Annotated in this window: 16 protein-coding genes; 8 read left to right on the top strand and 8 right to left on the bottom strand. The window is 64.0% G+C overall.

Features of this window, described 5'->3' with window-relative positions; genetic code table 11:
- Positions 1-9 precede the first annotated feature (9 nt).
- The 3 genes from AC07XM_RS02705 to pedF all read right to left on the bottom strand — a co-directional run bounded on the left by AC07XM_RS02705 (position 10) and on the right by pedF (position 2,266).
- Positions 10-771 (bottom strand): quinoprotein dehydrogenase-associated SoxYZ-like carrier, encoded by a 762-nt coding sequence (locus AC07XM_RS02705; protein WP_095114908.1) that lies wholly within the window; start codon positions 769-771, stop codon positions 10-12.
- Positions 772-923: 152 nt separating this feature from the next.
- On the bottom strand, positions 924-1,799 hold the full coding sequence (locus AC07XM_RS02700) for a substrate-binding periplasmic protein (RefSeq protein ID WP_102688843.1): 876 nt from the start codon (positions 1,797-1,799) through the stop codon (positions 924-926).
- Between the two features lie 5 nt (positions 1,800-1,804).
- Positions 1,805-2,266: a cytochrome c-550 PedF gene (gene pedF, locus AC07XM_RS02695; protein WP_016486183.1), complete on the bottom strand. Its 462-nt coding sequence runs from the start codon at positions 2,264-2,266 to the stop codon at positions 1,805-1,807.
- Between the two features lie 254 nt (positions 2,267-2,520).
- Here pedF and exaA point away from each other — a divergent pair, with 254 nt between their 5' ends.
- Both exaA and AC07XM_RS02685 read left to right on the top strand, forming a co-directional pair.
- Positions 2,521-4,416, top strand: coding sequence for a quinoprotein ethanol dehydrogenase (gene exaA, locus AC07XM_RS02690; RefSeq protein WP_024717797.1), 1,896 nt, complete (start codon positions 2,521-2,523; stop codon positions 4,414-4,416).
- Between the two features lie 109 nt (positions 4,417-4,525).
- Complete coding sequence (locus tag AC07XM_RS02685) at positions 4,526-5,185, top strand: pentapeptide repeat-containing protein (protein ID WP_016486181.1); 660 nt, start codon at positions 4,526-4,528, stop codon at positions 5,183-5,185.
- Between the two features lie 159 nt (positions 5,186-5,344).
- Here the strand turns inward: AC07XM_RS02685 and AC07XM_RS02680 are convergent, their stop codons facing one another.
- Positions 5,345-5,983 carry a response regulator gene (locus AC07XM_RS02680; protein WP_023046938.1) on the bottom strand — a complete coding sequence of 213 codons (639 nt, stop codon included), beginning with the start codon at positions 5,981-5,983 and terminating at the stop codon, positions 5,345-5,347.
- Positions 5,983-7,257 (bottom strand): sensor histidine kinase, encoded by a 1,275-nt coding sequence (locus AC07XM_RS02675; protein WP_096425950.1) that lies wholly within the window; start codon positions 7,255-7,257, stop codon positions 5,983-5,985. Before AC07XM_RS02675 ends, AC07XM_RS02680 begins: the two co-directional genes overlap by 1 nt.
- 150 nt (positions 7,258-7,407) lie before the next feature.
- On the opposite strand from AC07XM_RS02675, the gene AC07XM_RS02670 reads away from it, so the two are divergent.
- From AC07XM_RS02670 to AC07XM_RS02645, 6 genes are all read left to right on the top strand, one after another.
- Positions 7,408-8,595 carry an ABC transporter substrate-binding protein gene (locus AC07XM_RS02670; RefSeq protein WP_016486178.1) on the top strand — a complete coding sequence of 396 codons (1,188 nt, stop codon included), beginning with the start codon at positions 7,408-7,410 and terminating at the stop codon, positions 8,593-8,595.
- Positions 8,596-8,625: 30 nt separating this feature from the next.
- Positions 8,626-9,615 (top strand): YVTN family beta-propeller repeat protein, encoded by a 990-nt coding sequence (locus tag AC07XM_RS02665; RefSeq protein ID WP_060516768.1) that lies wholly within the window; start codon positions 8,626-8,628, stop codon positions 9,613-9,615.
- Positions 9,612-10,352, top strand: coding sequence for an ABC transporter ATP-binding protein (locus AC07XM_RS02660; protein WP_102688842.1), 741 nt, complete (start codon positions 9,612-9,614; stop codon positions 10,350-10,352). The genes AC07XM_RS02665 and AC07XM_RS02660 overlap by 4 nt, the downstream gene beginning before the upstream one ends.
- Positions 10,349-11,140, top strand: a complete 792-nt coding sequence (locus AC07XM_RS02655) for an ABC transporter permease (RefSeq protein ID WP_102688841.1) — start codon at positions 10,349-10,351, stop codon at positions 11,138-11,140. Before AC07XM_RS02660 ends, AC07XM_RS02655 begins: the two co-directional genes overlap by 4 nt.
- A gap of 161 nt (positions 11,141-11,301) precedes the next feature.
- A complete protein-coding gene (locus AC07XM_RS02650) occupies positions 11,302-11,850 on the top strand; it encodes a PQQ-dependent catabolism-associated CXXCW motif protein (protein ID WP_016486174.1) in 549 nt (182 codons plus the stop codon).
- A gap of 52 nt (positions 11,851-11,902) precedes the next feature.
- A complete protein-coding gene (locus tag AC07XM_RS02645) occupies positions 11,903-12,568 on the top strand; it encodes a response regulator transcription factor (RefSeq protein ID WP_060516772.1) in 666 nt (221 codons plus the stop codon).
- A 61-nt stretch (positions 12,569-12,629) separates the two neighbouring features.
- Here the strand turns inward: AC07XM_RS02645 and AC07XM_RS02640 are convergent, their stop codons facing one another.
- From AC07XM_RS02640 to AC07XM_RS02630, 3 genes are all read right to left on the bottom strand, one after another.
- Positions 12,630-14,528, bottom strand: a complete 1,899-nt coding sequence (locus AC07XM_RS02640) for a PAS domain-containing hybrid sensor histidine kinase/response regulator (RefSeq protein WP_016486172.1) — start codon at positions 14,526-14,528, stop codon at positions 12,630-12,632.
- Positions 14,497-15,660 carry a nitric oxide-sensing protein NosP gene (gene nosP, locus AC07XM_RS02635; RefSeq protein WP_016486171.1) on the bottom strand — a complete coding sequence of 388 codons (1,164 nt, stop codon included), beginning with the start codon at positions 15,658-15,660 and terminating at the stop codon, positions 14,497-14,499. Before nosP ends, AC07XM_RS02640 begins: the two co-directional genes overlap by 32 nt.
- A 140-nt stretch (positions 15,661-15,800) precedes the next feature.
- Positions 15,801-16,988: a porin gene (locus AC07XM_RS02630; protein ID WP_016486170.1), complete on the bottom strand. Its 1,188-nt coding sequence runs from the start codon at positions 16,986-16,988 to the stop codon at positions 15,801-15,803.
- Between the last annotated feature and the right edge of the window lie 175 nt (positions 16,989-17,163).

Below are 17,163 nucleotides of genomic sequence, written 5' to 3'. Positions count from 1 at the left end.
GCAGCGCGGTCAGGGCACCGCCGCCTCGAACTGGTTGCCGCTGTTGTCCTGCAACAGCAGCCGGGTCGGTCCGGCACCCTGGATATCGAAGCCCAGGTTGGGGTTTTCGCTGACCGCCGGGTACAGCTCGAGGCTGGCCAGGCGCTGGCCGTTCGCGTCCAGCAACTCGGCATGGTTGAGGAAGAACTCGGGAATACCGCTGACCAGGCCATTGTCCATCGGGTGGGCCACCTGCAGGCGCAAGCGGCTGCTGTCGCCACGCGGGTAGCGCCCGCCCAGCACCTCTCCGAGGTGGTCTTCCCAACCGGGTTGGGTGCGCACCACGCTGGGCGCGGTACATCCGCCACCGGCGGCATCGATCAGGGTTGAGCCGACGTGCCACAGGCCATCGCGTGTCAGCACGGCGGCGCGCAGCGGGGTGGCCTGTTCGATACGGATACGGATCGACAACCAGGGCAACACGCGCTCGCCGGGCTGAAAGTCGACAATGCGCGGCAGCGGGTTGAGTTCAGCCCAGGCAATTATCCGCACCACCTCGCCAGCGAATGCCCGGGCGTCGATCTCCAGCGGCACCTGCCTTGCGTCCTCGGCAAAGGGCGGCGCCAGCAGCTTTACGCGCTCATCGAAGACGAACGCGGCCTGGCCCAGCAGCTGCTTGTGGTAGAAGTCCCACATCACCGAGGGCACCGGGTCCGTCTGGGGGGCTGGGGTGGCAGCTTGGGCTGCACAAGGCATCCAGCAGGCCAGCAGGAAAGTCGCTCGCCAGTTCATGGCCTGCTCCTGATTGAACAACACATAAGCCACTGATTCAGCGAGGCCCTGTGGGAGCGGGCAAGCCCGCGAACACCGGCGAAGCCGGTGCCAGACACCGCGTTGCATTCTTCGCGGGCATGCCCGCTCCCACAGGGAAGGTGTGTGCCCCGCTATTGATACATCTCCGGGACCTCGTAGCGCAGGCCGTAAGCGGCATACATGGCCTTGAGCCGGCCATCGCGGATCATCGCCTCCAGGGCTTCCTCCACGGCATAGGCCAACTGCCGGTTGCTTTCGTGCACGGCCATGCCGATTTCCCAGGCCTGCTTGCCCAGGTTGGGGTAGGCGTTTTCCCCGAGGGCCAGTTGCGGGTCTGCGGCCTGGTGCAACTGCCAGTCAACTTCGCCGCGCATCGCCATCACCGCGTCCACCTGGCCGGCCTGCATGGCGCTGAACGCCTGCTGCACGCCGGGGTAGTGGTGGGTTTTGGCACTGAGCATGCCGTTGAACACCGAAGTGAGGTAGAACGACGGCACGCTGTCCACCTCGACCCCGATCGGGTGCTGCTGAAACACCGCCACACTGGCCACCGACGCCAGGCGACGACGGTCGTAGGCCACCTGCCAGCGCTCTTGCTGATAAGGGCCGAACATCGCCACTTGGGCGTTTTCCAGCTCGCCCAGTTCGTTGCGCTTTTGTGCGTAGGCTTGGTCGTAGGGCACCCGCATCATCAGGTCGGCCAACTGCTGGTGGCGCAGCGGGCTGCCGCGCCAGATGTAGTCACGCAGGTCGTCATCGAGCTTTTCCCCGGGCGGTGCCCAGATCAGTTGCAAACGTACCCCCAAGGCCGAGGCCAACGCCTGCGCCAGTTCAACGTCGACGCCGCGGGGCTTGCCGTGGTCTTCGAAACTGTAAGGTGGGAAATCCTTGTACACCGCCACTTTCAGCTCACCGGCGGCGATGATCGCGTCGTAGTTGCGCACCTGCGCCTGGGCCGTCGCGCACCACAGCAGCAGGCTACAAAACAGCACGGCAAACAGACGCATGGCCGTCACTCCTCGACGTGCACGCTGTCCAGGTAGGTGCGCACCGCCCACAGGGCTTCCTGGCTGAGGTAGTCGGCCATCTTCGGCATGTACACACGGCCATCGCGGACCGCGCCATGGCGTACCCGTTCGACAAACCATTCATCCCCGGCGTCACCGGCATCGAGCATGCGCAGGTCTGGGGCGATACCGCCGGACTTGGCCTCCAGGCCATGGCAGGCAGCGCAGTTCTGGTTGTAAGCCGAGGCGCCGATTTCCACGGCCTTGTCGTGCTCGGGCGAGCTGCGGTAAGGGTTTACTGCAGCCCACCCGTCGCCGTCCAGGCTTACGCCGGCGTCCTTGATCGGGGTCAGGCCCTTGGTCTCCACCGCCTGGGGCACCACGTTGCCATGAGCCCAGGCCGTACCGGTCAGCACCGCTGCGGCCAGCAGCCCTGCAGCAAGCAACACATTGCGTTTTGTTGTCATTGTTATGCCCTCACCATTGCACGCAAAGCCTCAACCACAGAGGCCGTGCCGCCATCTTAGAAACAGCCTGCGGACGCTCGAATGCTGCTTTGGTGGCCGGGCCTTACTCCCTTGGTAGTAGGGCTTGTGGCGAAGGGCCAATTGAGGTGCCGTTCGGGAAGTCTTCCCGGCAAGGGCGGGACTTTTTCCGTATCCCGCGACAGCGCCCCCGCCCCACCCTGTGCAGGCCAAAACCTCCACTGGGAACTGCAACCATGACAATAAGATCGCTACCTGCCCTTTCCCCTCTGGCCCTGAGCGTGCGCGTCCTGCTACTGGCCGGTAGCCTGGCCCTGGGCAATGTGGCAACAGCGGCCACCGCACCTGCTGCACCTGCCGGCAAAAGCGTCACCTGGGAAGACATCGCCAACGACCACCTGACCACCCAGGACGTGCTGCAGTACGGCATGGGCACCAATGCCCAGCGCTGGAGCCCGCTGGCCCAGGTCAATGACCAGAACGTGTTCAAGCTGACCCCGGCCTGGTCTTATTCCTTCGGCGACGAAAAGCAGCGCGGCCAGGAATCCCAGGCCATCGTCAGCGACGGCGTGGTCTACGTCACGGGCTCGTACTCGCGGGTATTTGCCCTCGATGCCAAGACCGGCAAACGCCTGTGGACCTACAACCACCGCCTGCCCGACAACATTCGCCCGTGCTGCGACGTGGTCAACCGCGGGGCGGCAATCTACGGCGACAAGATCTACTTCGGCACCCTGGACGCGCGGCTCATCGCCCTCGACAAAAATACCGGCAAGGTGGTGTGGAACAAGAAGTTCGGCGACCACAGCGCCGGCTACACCATGACCGGCGCCCCGGTGCTGATCAAAGACAAGACCAGCGGCAAGGTGCTGTTGATTCACGGCAGCTCCGGCGACGAGTTCGGCGTGGTCGGCCAGCTGTTCGCCCGCGACCCGGACACTGGCGAAGAGGTATGGATGCGGCCCTTCGTCGAAGGCCACATGGGCCGCCTGAACGGCAAGGACAGCACCCCGACCGGCGACGTCAAGGCGCCGTCCTGGCCAGACGACCCGACCACCGAAACCGGCAAGGTCGAAGCCTGGAGCCACGGCGGCGGCGCCCCTTGGCAAAGCGCCAGTTTTGATGCCGAGACCAACACCATCATCGTTGGCGCTGGCAACCCCGGCCCCTGGAACACTTGGGCGCGCACCTCCAAGGATGGCAACCCCCACGACTACGACAGCCTCTACACCTCAGGCCAGGTCGGTGTCGACCCCAGCACCGGCGAGGTGAAGTGGTTCTACCAGCACACGCCAAACGATGCCTGGGACTTCTCCGGCAACAACGAGCTGGTGCTGTTCGACTACAAGGACAAGGACGGCAAGGTGGTCAAGGCCACCGGGCACGCCGACCGCAACGGCTTCTTCTACGTGGTGGACCGCAACAACGGCAAGCTGCAGAACGCCTTCCCCTTCGTCGACAACATCACCTGGGCCAGCCATATCGACCTGAAGACCGGGCGCCCGGTGGAAAACCCCGGCCAACGCCCGGCCAAACCGCTGCCCGGTGAAACCAAGGGCAAGCCGGTGGAAGTCTCGCCGCCGTTCCTGGGTGGCAAAAACTGGAACCCCATGGCCTACAGCCAGGACACCGGCCTGTTCTACATCCCGGGCAACCAGTGGAAAGAGGAATACTGGACCGAGGAAGTGAACTACAAGAAGGGCTCGGCTTACCTGGGCATGGGCTTCCGTATCAAGCGCATGTACGACGACCATGTCGGCACCCTGCGGGCAATGGACCCCACCACCGGCAAGCTGGTGTGGGAGCACAAGGAGCATCTGCCGCTGTGGGCGGGCGTACTGGCAACCAAGGGCAACCTGGTGTTCACCGGCACTGGCGACGGCTTCTTCAAGGCCTTCGACGCCAAGACGGGCAAGGAGCTGTGGAAGTTCCAGACCGGCAGCGGCATCGTCTCGCCGCCCATCACCTGGGAGCAGGACGGCGAGCAGTACATCGGCGTGACCGTGGGCTACGGCGGCGCGGTGCCGCTGTGGGGCGGCGACATGGCCGAGCTGACCAAGCCGGTGGCTCAGGGCGGCTCGTTCTGGGTGTTCAAGATCCCGAGCTGGGACAACAAGACTGCGCAGCGTTGACTGCCTGAGGTAAAGCGTTATGGGGCCGCATTGCGGCCCCATAACGCTTATCCCGAATGCATTCAGGTCCGCCCCACAACTGCCCTGTTCCAACTGAGAGCCTTTCACCATGAACTACCTGCCATTTGCCTTGCTGTTGGTACTGTCCCCTGCCTTGGCCGTGAGCGCCGACGACGATGGCAACGATGCCCCGTTGACCATCAACGGCTGCGTCATTGCCGAAGCCAGCCAATGCCCGGGGGCCAACCTGCGCGGTGCCAACCTGGCCAACCAGGACCTGCGCAAGATGAACCTGGCCGGCGCCGACCTGCGTGATGCCGACCTGCGCCATGCCCGGCTCGACCTGGCCAACCTGGAAAAAGCCCGCCTGCAGGGCGCCAACCTGACCCGTGCCAGCCTGCAACAGAGCAACCTGCGTGTGGCGGACCTGAGCAACAGCAAGCTGGTGGCCATTCAGGGCTGGGGCTTGTTCGCCCAAGGGGCACAGTTTGAAAAGGCCGACCTCAGTGCTGCCTTCTTGCAGTTCGCCAGGTTGTCCGGGGCGAAGCTGCAGCAGGCCAACTTGCAGGCGGCGGACCTGGAGATGGCCTGGCTGAGCAAGGCTGATCTGCAAGGGGCCAACCTCAGCGATGCCAACCTGCAGGAGGCCAAGTTTGGCCAGAGCAACCTGGCGCGTGCGGATTTGCGCGGGGCGCGGCAGCATTACGGGAACTTCCAGGAGGCCAACATGGAGGGGTGCAAGGGATGCCCGGATACATGGGACAAATGAGTTCAGTTAGCAGGGGCCGCTTTGCGGCCCATCGCGACACAAGGCCGCTCCCACAATGACCGCGTACATACCAACTGCTGTGTGTACGCGGTCATTGTGGGAGCGGCCTTGTGTCGCGATGGGCTGCGAAGCAGCCCCAGCAAGCGCAGCTGACACACCTCACCCCGCCACCCGCACCACCCCCAGGTTGATGCCCAGGTGCACCAGCTCGGCATGCGAACTGACCTGCAACTTGCTCTTGAGCAAGGTCAAATGATTGGACACAGTCTTGGCGCTGATGCACAGCTGCTCGGCAATCACCCGCATCGGTGTACCTTTGGCCAGCATCGTGAAAATCTCCAGTTCACGCTGGGTCATGCGCTGCAAGCGGGGGTCACTGCTGCCTTGCTGTGACGTGCACGCCAACTGCGTAGCCAAGGGCTGTTCGATGTAGGCATGCCCGGCCAACACCCGCTGCACCGCCTCGATCAACACCTGGGGCGCCGAGTTCTTGGTCAGGTAGCCCGAAGCCCCCGCCTCCAGCGCCTGGCGCACCAGCGGCAGCTCGTCGTGCATGCTGAAAAACAGCACCCGCAGCTGAGGCAGGCGCTGGCGCAGGCGGCGGGTGGTTTCCAGGCCGCTGATACCGGGCAGGCCGAAGTCCATGACCACCAGGTTCGGCACTTGCTCCTGCACACGGGTCAAGGCCTCTTCTCCACTGGCCGCCTCTCGTACCTGCATCGCCGGCAACACCGTCCGCAGCAGGCTGGCATAGCCCTGGCGGACCACGGCATGGTCATCGACCAACAGGATATTCATCACACCTCCTTGGGAATGTTCAGGGCCAATGCCCAGCCGCTACCCGGCCGGCTCAAGATGCGCAGCTCCCCGCCAAGGCTACGGGCGCGTTCGGCCATCGAGTGCAGGCCTACCCCTGGGCGCTGGGGCGGGTGCGCCCCGCGGCCATTGTCGCGAATGAACAGGCGCAAACCCTTGGCACTGCGCTGCAGGCGCACCCGCACCTGGCTTGCGCCGGCATGCCGAGCGACGTTGGTCAGTGCCTCTTGCAGCAAGCGGTACAAGTGCGTTCTGCTCGCCCCGGGGAGCGCCGGCAAGTGCTCGCCAACCCGCAGCCGGCATTCGATACCCTGGCTGGCCTGCCACTGGCTCACCAGCAGGCCGAAAGCCTCGGCCAGCGGCATGTAGTGCAGCGCCACCGGGTACAGGTTGTGCACCAGCGCGCGAAAGCCTTGCTGGAGGCGCTCGCAATTGAGTTCGAGGTCGTGCGCCGTCTGTGTCACCACCGCAGGCTGCTCAGCCACCATACGCAACAGACAGAGCTGGGCACGAATACCGGCCAGGTATTGCCCAAGGTCGTCGTGCAGGGTCTGCGCCAGCTGGGTGCGCTCTTGCTCCTGCGCCGCCAGCAGGGCCTGGGTCAGTCGGGCGTTGTCGGCCCGAGCCTGCTCCAGCGTCGCGGTCATGTGGTTGAAGTAGGTAGCCAGCTGGCGTGCCTCCGGCAGGCCAGCCTCGCGCAAGCGCGCAGTCAACTGCCCGCCCGAAACCTGACGCAAGGCGCACAGCAGTTCATCCAGCAGGCCCATGGCCCGCCGTACCGCCCAGCGGATGGTCAGCAGGCTCAACAGCCAGGCCACGCCACACAAACCCAGCAGTTGCTGCAGGGAGTCCCAGACTTCATCGATCTCATCCCGTGGATCGACAGCAATCAACACCCGGCGCCCGTCATTCAGGTCCAGCAGCCGGCGGCTGCTGTGGCGCTCGTCAAACAGCTGGCGGCCCAACCAGGCATCCAGGCCACTCTGCGCCGGTCGCCGCAGCGCTTCACCCGCCGCTAGCCAGTGCACCCGCACATGGCGCAGGCTCTGGGTCAGCCGGGGTTGCAGGCTTGCCGGGTCGCGTTCGGCAGTGTCACCGAGGTACGCCACCACCGCTTCGGCAGACTGCAATTCACGCTCGACATCCGCCACCGCCTGGTGCAACAGCGCGCCGGCACAGGCCAGCGTCACCAGGGCGAAACAGCACGTGACCCACAGGTTGATCCGCCACAGAGCCGACAGGTTGACAAGGCGCACAGGCGATTCTCCTCGGGGCGTTGTGGCCCATCGTAAAACCGCAACAGCCGCGCCGAATTACTACCTTGGTACCGGCCTGGCGCTACTTTCTGCATATTTCCCCCTCACGGCGGGCTTCCTATGCTGGCGCCATCTGCCGTGGAGTGTGTTATGCGCCAGCCTGCCCACCTTGCCCTGACCTGCCTGCTGGCCCTGGCCGCGACCTTGGCTGCGCCCCTGGCGCCCGCCGCTCAGCCCACAGACGCGCTAAACGTACGCATCGGCTACCTGGGCTATCGCCCCGATCCCGGCCCGCTGCTGTCCAACATCATTCCTGAGCCTGCCGATGCCGGGCGCCAGGGCGCCGAGCTGGCGGTTGTCGACAGCAACAGCACCGGGCGCTTCCTGAAGCAGCAATTCCAGCTGACCCCCGCCACAGTCGACAGCCCCGAGGCCTTGTTGCAGGCAGCCAGGGCGCAGCACGACCAAGGCCTGCGGCTGTTCGTGGTGAATGCCCCGGCCGCCAGCCTGCGCGCGTTGTCTGCCGCCCTCCCCGACAGCCTGTTGTTCAACGCCGGCAGCCCCGACGACGGCCTGCGCAGCAGCCAGTGCCTGGGCAATGTGCTGCACAGCTTGCCGGGGCGCGCCATGCTGGCCGATGCGCTGGTGCAATTCCTGGTGCTGCGCAAGTGGCAGCGGGCGCTGCTGGTGGCCGGCCAGACCGAAGACGACCAGGCCTACGCCGCAGCCCTGCGCCGCTCAATGAAACGCTTTGGCCTGCAACTGGTCGCGGAAAAGACCTGGACTTTCGACAACGACCAGCGCCGCAGCGCCCAGGCCGACATGCCGCTGTTCACCCAAACCGCTGAATACGACGTTGTACTGGTGGCCGACGAGCGCGGCGACTTTGGCGAGTACCTGCCCTACCAGACCTGGTACCCCCGCCCCGTGGCCGGCACCCAGGGCCTCACCCCCACCGGCTGGCACAAGACCGTGGAAACCTTTGGCGCCGCGCAGCTGCAAAAACGCTTCGAAGCCCAGGCCGGGCGCTGGATGAATGACCGTGACTTTGCTGCCTGGATGGCCGTGCGCAGCATTGCCAGCGCGGCCAGCAAGCTGCGCCAGGCCGAACCCCGCGCGCTACAACAACTGCTGCTCAGCGAACAGTTGCCACTGGATGGTTTCAAGGGCCGCAAGCTCAGCTACCGCCCGTGGAACGGCGAACTGCGCCAGCCAATCGCGCTGGTGCAGCCGCGCGCCCTGGTCAGCACGTCGCCGCAGGAGGGCTTCCTGCACCCTTTCAACGAAATGGACAGCCTGGGCTACGACAAACCCGAAGTGACCTGCAGCTACCCCTGACCCGATAACCACAACAATAAGGAATTCGCCATGCGCCGCCCCCTCTTCCACCGGGCCCTGCTTTACCCCAGCCTGCTGTCGGGCGCCCTGGCGCTGGCCAGCGGGCAGGCCATGGCCGCCACTGCCTGGGTGTCCAACGAGAAGGACAACAGCCTCAGCCTGATCGACATGCAAACCCTTGAAGTCACCGAGACCCTGCCGGTGGGCCAGCGCCCGCGCGGCCTGCTGCTGTCACACGACAACAAGCTGCTGTACATCTGCGCCAGCGACTCGGACCGGGTACAGGTGATGGACGTGGCCACCCGCAAGATCATCAAGGAGCTGCCCTCCGGCAAGGACCCCGAGCAGTTTGCCCTGCACCCCAACGACCGCTGGCTGTATGTGTCCAACGAGGACGACGCACTGGTGACGGTGATCGACACCGTCACCGACAAGGTGCTGGGGCAGATCGACGTTGGTATCGAACCCGAAGGCATGGCGGTGAGCCCCGACGGCAAGTGGGCAGTCAATACCAGTGAGACCACCAACATGCTGCACTGGATCGACACCAGCACCCAGACCTTGGCCGACAGCACCCTGGTCGATCAGCGGCCGCGTTTCGTCGAGTTCAACAAGGACGGTTCGCGGTTGTGGGCCTCGGCGGAAATTGGTGGCACGGTGACCATCCTCGACGTGGCCACGCGCCAGGTGCTGAAAACCCTGAATTTCCAGATCAAGGGTGTTCACCCGGACAAGGTGCAACCGGTGGGCATCAAGCTCAGCGCCGACGGCAAGTACGCGTTCGTCGCGCTGGGGCCGGCCAACCATGTGGCGGTGGTCGATGCCACGACCTTTGATGTGCTCGACTACCTGCTGGTCGGGCGGCGGGTCTGGCAGCTGGCGTTCACCCCGGACCAGAGCCAGTTGCTGGCCACCAACGGCGTCAGTGGCGACGTTTCGGTGATCGACGCGAAGAACCTCAAGGTACTCAAGTCGGTGAAGGTCGGGCGCTACCCCTGGGGCGTGGTGGTAACACCATGAATGCCCTCGACGTCATTGATGTGAGCTTCGCCTACGGCCACCGCGAAGCGCTCAAACAGGTGGCTTTCAGCCTGGCGCCCGGGCGCTTCGCCGCGCTGCTGGGCCCCAATGGCGCCGGCAAGTCCACCTTGATCGCCCTGCTTACCCGGCTGTACGACCTGCAACACGGCGACATCCGCGTGTGCGGCTGCTCGCTGCGCAACGCTGCACGCCCGGCTTTGCGTCAGCTGGGCGTGGTGTTTCAGCAAAGCACCCTGGACCTGGACCTGAGCGTTGAACAGAACCTGCGCTACCACGCCGCGCTGCATGGCCTGTCGCGGCGCCAGAGCAACCTGCGGGTCGAAGCCGAACTGGCCCGCCAGGGGCTTGGCGAACGCCGTCGCGATCGTGTGCGCGAGCTGAACATCGGCCATCGCCGCCGGGTGGAAATTGCCCGCGCACTGCTGCATGAACCCCGCGTGCTGCTGCTCGACGAAGCCAGCGTCGGCCTCGATCCGGCCAGCCGCCTGGCGCTCAACCAGCACCTGCGCCGGTTATGCCGCGAGCAACAGCTCAGTGTGCTGTGGACCACCCACCTGCTGGACGAAGTGCAGCCCACCGATGACCTGCTGATTCTGCATCACGGGCGCCTGGTAGCCCGTGGTACCGCCGATGCGCTGAGCCTGGAGCACGGCGGCGACCTCGACAACGCCTTTGCCCGCCTGACCAGCGCCCACTCAGGAGCCGACGCCCGATGAACGCTTACTGGCAATGTTTCAACGGCATCATGCTGCGCGAATGGCTGCGCTTCGTGTTGCAGCGCACGCGCTTGCTCAGTGCCCTGGTGCGCCCGCTGCTGTGGTTGCTGGTGTTCGCCGCCGGGTTTCGCGCGGCGCTGGGCATTGCCATCATCGAGCCTTACGACACCTATATTCCTTACGAGGTGTACATCATTCCGGGACTGGCCTGCATGATTCTGCTGTTCAACGGCATGCAGGGCTCGCTGTCGATGGTCTATGACCGGGAGATGGGCAGCATGCGCGTGTTACTGACCAGCCCATTGCCGCGGCCGTTCCTGCTGGGCAGCAAGCTGTTGGCGACCTCGTTGATTTCCCTGCTGCAAGTGAATGCCTTTCTCGCCATCGCCTGGCTCTACGGCGTGCAGCCACCTGCCGCGGGCTTGCTGCTGGCGCTGCCGGCATTGCTGCTGGTGGCGTTCATGCTCAGCGCCCTGGGCCTGTTGCTGTCGAACGCGATCCGCCAGCTGGAGAACTTTGCCGGGGTGATGAATTTCGTGATCTTTCCGCTGTTTTTCCTGTCGTCGGCGTTGTACCCGCTGTGGAAGATGCGCGAGGCCAGCCAGTGGTTGTACTGGCTGTGTGCTGTTAACCCGTTTACCCATGCCGTGGAACTGGTGAGGTTTGCGCTTTATGAGCGGTTGAACCTGCTGGCGCTGGCGGTGTGCCTGGGGTTGACCGCCTTGTTTACCCTGCTGGCGGTACTCACCTTCAACCCCCAGCATGCGGCGCTGCGCAAGCCCCGCTGAGCTTCTGTTGCTTGCTCTGTGCAGGAGCGTCAGGGCTGAAGTGGCATCTCTCTTTTTAACCGCAAGCTACTACTTTAGTACTGCCTTTGCTGTCTAATCGTCGCATTCACAAAGCACCGCCACTGGCATGTAATGGGCCTATAACAAAAAGGAAAATCCCCATGCCACGTGCCCTGCGCCCCTTGCTGGCTGCCCTTTCGCTGTGTCTGTCATTGGGTATTGCCCAGGCCGACACCACCCCACTGTTCTCCGCCGAAGGCTATCGCACCACGCTCTACCGCAGCCCCACCCCGCAACAGGTCGAAGGTGGCCAGGTCATCGACACCGCCACGCTGCAACGCCTGCTAGGCCAGGCCCCCAGGCCGGTGCTGGTGGACGTCTATCGCCGCCAGTGGCTGCAAGGCCGCTTCATCGAAGACGAGCCGCACAGCAACCTCCCCGGCAGCCTGTGGCTGGCCAACACCGGCGACGGTGAACTGAGCCCGGCCTGGCAGGACTACTTCATGCGTAACCTGCAAAAAGCCACCGCCGGGCAGCCAGAGCAACCGCTGGTCTTCTACTGCCGCTCCGATTGCTGGTTAAGCTGGAACGCGGTAAAACGCGCCAAGGCCCTGGGCTATAACAACCTGTACTGGTACCGCGACGGCCTGGACGCCTGGCAACAGGCCAACTTGCCGCTGCAGCCGGCGCAACCCGTGCCCTTTCCCTGAATCACTTGCCTGCGAACGCGTGCCCATCCAATAAAAACAAGGTGAAAAGGCCATGTACAAAATTCTGATTGCCGACGATCACCCGCTGTTTCGCGAAGCCATCCACAACGTCATCAGCGATGGTTTTGAAGGCAGCGAGGTCATGGAGACGGCCGACCTGGACAGCGCCCTGGCATTGACCCAGGCGCACGACGACCTCGACCTGATCCTGCTCGACCTGAACATGCCCGGCATGCACGGCCTCAACGGCCTGATCACCCTGCGCAACGAGGCGCCGACCACGCCGGTCGTGATCGTTTCAGCCGAGCAGGAAAAGCAGATCGTGCTGCAGGCCATCACCTACGGTGCCGTGGGATTCATCACCAAGTCTTCGCCGCGCTCGCAGATGATCGAAGCGATCGAGCAGATCCTCAATGGCAATGTCTACCTGCCACCCGACATCATCCGCGCGCAAAAAAGCAGTACCAGCCGGCGCCACAACGATACACCGAGCTTCCCGCCGGAAATGCTCCAGGCCCTGACCCGCAAGCAGCTGCTGGTGCTCGAGCGCATGACCAAGGGCGAATCGAACAAGCAGATCGCCTACACGCTGGATATCGCCGAAACCACGGTCAAGGCGCACGTCTCGGCGATCTTGCGCAAGTTGAACGTGCATAATCGGGTGCAGGCGATCCTGAGTGCCGGCGATATCGATTTTGCCGATTACTTGAGGCGTTGACCTGTAACGGCCTTTTCGCGGGTGAACCCGCTCCCACAGAAGCCTGCGAAAAGGCCAGCGGCTATGTCATGCTGCTGGCCAATAAGTGGCTCATCGCCGTCTTGAGCTTCATCGGCCGCACCGGTTTATGCATCAGGGTGTGCCCCAGCTCGCGGATCTGCTGCTTGAGGTCGTTGCTGTAGTTGGCGGTGATCATCAGCGCCGGTAGCGGCTGGGCGCGGCGGGCATTGATCCGCGCCACGGCGTCGACACCGTTGCAGTCGTTGTCCAGGTGATAGTCGGCGATCAGCAGGTCGGCCTCGGCGTGGTAATTGTCCACCTGCCGCGCCAGGTCTTCTTCCGACAGCGCAGTGACCACCTGGCAGCCCCAGCCCTCCAGCAAGGTGCGCATGCCTGCGCAGATCGCCGCATCGTTATCCAGCACCCACACCCGCGCCCCACCCAGGCGGTCAAGCATCGGCTCGCAGATCACCTGGCTTGGCTGGGGCTTGGGCGCGGTGGCGCTCAGCGGCACTTCGACGGCGAACACCGAGCCCTTGCCGAGCCATGAGCGCACCCGGATCCGGTGGCCGAGGATGCCGGCGATCTTATCCACGATCGCCAGGCCCAGGCCTAAGCCACGGTCCTGGTCCGGCCGCTGGACGTCGCCGCGCTTGAACTCCTGGAACATGTCTTCCAGGTGTTCTTCGGCAATGCCGATACCGCTGTCCCACACTTCGATCCGCAGGCCGCCACGTTGGCGCCGACAGCCCAGCACCACGCGCCCGCTGCGGGTGTAGCGGATGGCATTGCTGAGCAGGTTGCGCAGGATCCGCGCCAGCAGCTGGGTGTCACTGCGCACCACCGCCGAACAACCTACAAAATGCAGTTCAAGCCCTTCGCTGCGCGCCACTTGGGCGTATTCGGCGGCAAGGTTGTCCATCAGCTCGCTGAGGGCGAACGGGGCCACATCGGCCTTGATCACCCCGGCATCGAGCTTGGAAATGTCCACCAGGGTGCCTAGCAGGTTTTCTACATCTTCCAGCGAGTTGCTGACATTTCGAACCAGGTGGGCACTGTCTTGCAGCTCGCGGCGCTCGAGCAACGCGCTGGTGAACAGCCGCGCCGCGTTCAGCGGTTGCAGCAGGTCGTGGCTGACCGCAGCGAGGAATTTGGTTTTCGACAGGTTGGCCTGTTCGGCCTCGCGCTTGGCCTCCCGCAGGCGCGACTCGGCCCGGCTGCGCTCCTCGATCTCACGCAGTAGCTGGTCGTTGAGGCTGGTCAGTTCCGCGGTGCGTTCGCGCACACGTTGCTCCAGGTGCTGATAGGCCTGGTGCAGCGCCTGAGCGGTATTGCGGCGCTCGGTAATGTCGCGGATCAACACGAAAATGCCCACCACCTCGCCATTGGCCAGGCGGTTCGGTACGTAGGAGCGCAGCATGTAGCGCTCCTGGCCATTGATGTTGGTTTCGGCAAATTCGAAGGTGACGCTTTCACCCGCCAGCGCCCGCGCCACGTAAGCTTCCAGCCGCTGGTAATGCTGCTCGCTGTGGGCTTCTCGCAGGCTCTGGCCGAGCATCACGCCGTGCGGCCAGCAATACCATTCTTCATAAACCTTGTTGGTGAATTCGTAGACCAGATCGGCATTCAGGTAAGCGATCAGCGCCGGGACATTGTCGGTGATCAGGCGAATCTGGTGCTGGTGGGCGGTCTCGGCCCGCTGTCGGGCCTCGCTGAGCAGGCGGTTGACGGCCTTGAGCTCAGCCATGGCCTGGTTCAGGGCGTCAGTGCGTTCACGTACCTGCTCGGCCAGCACCACCGAATGCTGGAACGCCGCATAGGGGTCGTTACCCCGCGTTACCCCCGACTCGATGCGTTCAATCAACGCGCCGTTGATTCGCTGCAACTTGTGGTTTTCGTGCTGCAGCCGGATGACCTCGGCCTGCAGTTCAGCGCCCGACAGGAGGCCGGTTGCGGGCAATGGCGACCCCGGTGAAGGTCTGGTTGATATGCATGCCATTGAACTGTTCTCCGTAGGTGTTGAAGCCGATCACCCGCTGCTCGCGCAAGAACGCACCGACCGGCTCCAGGCCGTGCCGGTCTTCCAGCTCCAGGCGCCGCAGAAAGCAATCGCAACCGATGGTCAGCAGCGGCGGGCCAAGGCGCTGCTGCAAGCCGTCGAACAGCTGGTGCAGGTTCGGCAACAGCGGGCCTGGAGTCATGGCGGTAAGCACGATGCCGTTTTCCACCGCGCAGTAGAAACTCAGGCTCAGGTCCGGGTGCACCTGCTGGATCGCCCGCACGTAATACTGATCATGAATGCGCACGGCCAGCGGATGGGCAGCGAATACCCGGTAGTCGAGCGCTGCCACCGGCACGCCGATGTGGCGGGCGTACTCCTCCGCAGCAGGCTCGGCATTCAGCTCGAAGACGCGACGCTGGCCGCTGTCGGCGCCGGTTACCACCAGTTTTTCCTCACGTGGGAGGATGTGGTGCGTGGTGAACACTTCGAAATCCAGCCAGGTGTTGACCAGCACCACCACAGCGGCACCGTTGTGGAACACGCCACCGAAGTACACATGGGTGCGGGTCAGGTAGTTGTCGTCGCCTGCCGAACCACCAAAATGCGGGATGTCCCCCAAGGCTGCGCTGAGGGCGGCCAGCACCATCTCCTCCCGGCTGGACAGGCCGTCGAGCAGGGTCAGGGCAAAGCTGTGGCCCTTGATCGGTGCCAGGGTGTTGCTGCGACAGGTGCCGACCAGGCGCTCGACCATCTGCTGCGCGTCGATCAGGCTGAAGTGCTCCATTTCATCGATCAATTCGGTGGCAATCGAAAAGTGCCGGTGATCGAAGCCCACCGCCGTCACGCAATTGCGGCCGTAGCCCAGCGGGGTGATTTCGCCAGCGCTGGTGCAGCCGACCAGGCGGATGCCGCCGAAATCCTGCTCCAATGCTTCGCCCAGGGCCTGCAAGTCGTACTCGGCGGAACAGAAGAACAGCACGAAACCCAGGTGCGGGTGCAGCAACTGGCGCGCCAGGTCCTGGGCGGCCTGCCGTGCGTCGTTAGCCTGGGACATGGCGCGGACCACACCGTCGTTTTGAGCCTGCTGCATCGTGGTCTCCGGCGCGGGGTGGCTGAGGGGTCAGTGTACGAAGGTGAGCAAGGGGGACGAATGCTACTTGGGTAGCGGGTGGGCGGTTCCATGGGCGTAATAGCCCGCATCATTTGGGGTCGCCTTGCGGCCCCAGGGATTCACCAGGTCAACACCGCACCCACCGCAAAGGTATCGGTGTCTTCGTTCTGCGCACGGGTGTCATGCCCGTCGATGGAAAACTGGTTGTACTCAGCCACCAGCTTCAGGTTGTCGTTCACATCATGGAACAGCGCCACGCCGCGGGTTTCATAGTCTGCCCCGCTGCCCACCGCGCCATTGCCATCGTCCTTGGTCTTGCCATAGGACAGCGCCACGCGGTTCTTGCCGAACGTGTACGAGCCCTGCAGCAGGTAGCCGTCACTGTCGACATTGCGCAACACCGGTTCGCCAGCGTTGTTGGTGAAGAACGGGTTGATACCCTTTGCCTGGAACCCCGAGCCGGTCAGCGACCAGCCCCCCATCTTGGCCTGCACGCCATAGCCGACACCTTTGGAGGTGACGGACTTCACCGTCGAATCGGTATTGTCCGAGGTCTGGTAGCTGCCGTTGACCCAGCTGTAGATCTGCGCCCCGCCCAGGTCGAACTGGTAGGTGATCTCGCTTTCGGTGCGCGGGTTTTCCTGGTAGGCCTTGCCGGTCGGGCTGCTGTCGTTGGTGTCTACCGGGTCCATGATGCCCACTGCTACTCGCAGGCCGTCCATCACCGGGGTGCGGTAGGTGATCTGCGAGGTGGGGAACGGGTACGGGTAACCACTGCCGATGTTGCCGAACGACACCCCGCCGCCGTCCACCAGCCCCAGCGTGTCGCTGACCTGGCCATACCCTGCCAGCAGCTCGTCCAGCAGGATGTTGGAGCGGGCAAACAGCCCGAAGTCCTTGCCGATCAACACCTCGCCCCACGCGGGGTTGGCCACGGTGCCGTAGAACTGCCGCACGTCGATGGCGGTGTCGGTGCCGTTGGTTTCACTGTCGTTGATGGTTACCCAGAACGAGGCACGCGCGCCGAGCTTCAGGTCATCCACCTGCTTGCCCATGTTGAAGCCCAGGTAGTTAGGCAAGAAGCCCATTTTCACCCGCGACTGGCGGCGGTCGAACTGTTCGCCCTCACGGTCGACCTTGCTGTTGACGTAGAAAGCATTGATGTAACCGTCGGTGGAAAACGTTGTCTGGTCCTTGTCGTACAGCATGATCTCGGCCTCGGCGACGCCGCTCAGGCCCAGGGCAGAAAAGCTGGCGATGGCGGCTGCGAGGAAACGAGGCGGCAGGTGCTTATTGTTGTTGTGCATGGCGCGCTCCAAACGGGGACAGGATGTCGGAGGCGATTATCGGAAGTGGCCAAATGGCCAGATACGCTGCTTTCGGGCGAGCGGGTAGCGGCCTTGGGCTGGCGAATGCGGCCTGATGATTTGGTCGCGGTACCAGGTCTGGCCAGGAGGCAAGACTTAGGGTGTACGCATGAAT

It is taken from the genome of Pseudomonas sp. GW460-LB5, assembly GCF_059423245.1.
Note: the sequence above shows the minus strand (reverse complement) of the source record. Positions and strands in the feature narration are given on the sequence as shown.

Excerpts from the sequence above, each read along its gene's own strand:
- AC07XM_RS02665 (WP_060516768.1), top strand. The coding sequence starts at position 8,626 with ATGCGCCGCCCCCTCTTCCACCGGGCCCTGCTTTACCCCAGCCTGCTG.
- pedF (WP_016486183.1), bottom strand. The coding sequence starts at position 2,266 with ATGACAACAAAACGCAATGTGTTGCTTGCTGCAGGGCTGCTGGCCGCA.
- AC07XM_RS02685 (WP_016486181.1), top strand. The coding sequence starts at position 4,526 with ATGAACTACCTGCCATTTGCCTTGCTGTTGGTACTGTCCCCTGCCTTG.
- AC07XM_RS02660 (WP_102688842.1), top strand. The coding sequence starts at position 9,612 with ATGAATGCCCTCGACGTCATTGATGTGAGCTTCGCCTACGGCCACCGC.
- AC07XM_RS02650 (WP_016486174.1), top strand. The coding sequence starts at position 11,302 with ATGCCACGTGCCCTGCGCCCCTTGCTGGCTGCCCTTTCGCTGTGTCTG.
- AC07XM_RS02670 (WP_016486178.1), top strand. The coding sequence starts at position 7,408 with ATGCGCCAGCCTGCCCACCTTGCCCTGACCTGCCTGCTGGCCCTGGCC.
- AC07XM_RS02645 (WP_060516772.1), top strand. The coding sequence starts at position 11,903 with ATGTACAAAATTCTGATTGCCGACGATCACCCGCTGTTTCGCGAAGCC.
- AC07XM_RS02655 (WP_102688841.1), top strand. The coding sequence starts at position 10,349 with ATGAACGCTTACTGGCAATGTTTCAACGGCATCATGCTGCGCGAATGG.
- AC07XM_RS02705 (WP_095114908.1), bottom strand. The coding sequence starts at position 771 with ATGAACTGGCGAGCGACTTTCCTGCTGGCCTGCTGGATGCCTTGTGCA.
- AC07XM_RS02630 (WP_016486170.1), bottom strand. The coding sequence starts at position 16,988 with ATGCACAACAACAATAAGCACCTGCCGCCTCGTTTCCTCGCAGCCGCC.
- AC07XM_RS02700 (WP_102688843.1), bottom strand. The coding sequence starts at position 1,799 with ATGCGTCTGTTTGCCGTGCTGTTTTGTAGCCTGCTGCTGTGGTGCGCG.
- nosP (WP_016486171.1), bottom strand. The coding sequence starts at position 15,660 with ATGCAGCAGGCTCAAAACGACGGTGTGGTCCGCGCCATGTCCCAGGCT.
- exaA (WP_024717797.1), top strand. The coding sequence starts at position 2,521 with ATGACAATAAGATCGCTACCTGCCCTTTCCCCTCTGGCCCTGAGCGTG.
- AC07XM_RS02680 (WP_023046938.1), bottom strand. The coding sequence starts at position 5,983 with ATGAATATCCTGTTGGTCGATGACCATGCCGTGGTCCGCCAGGGCTAT.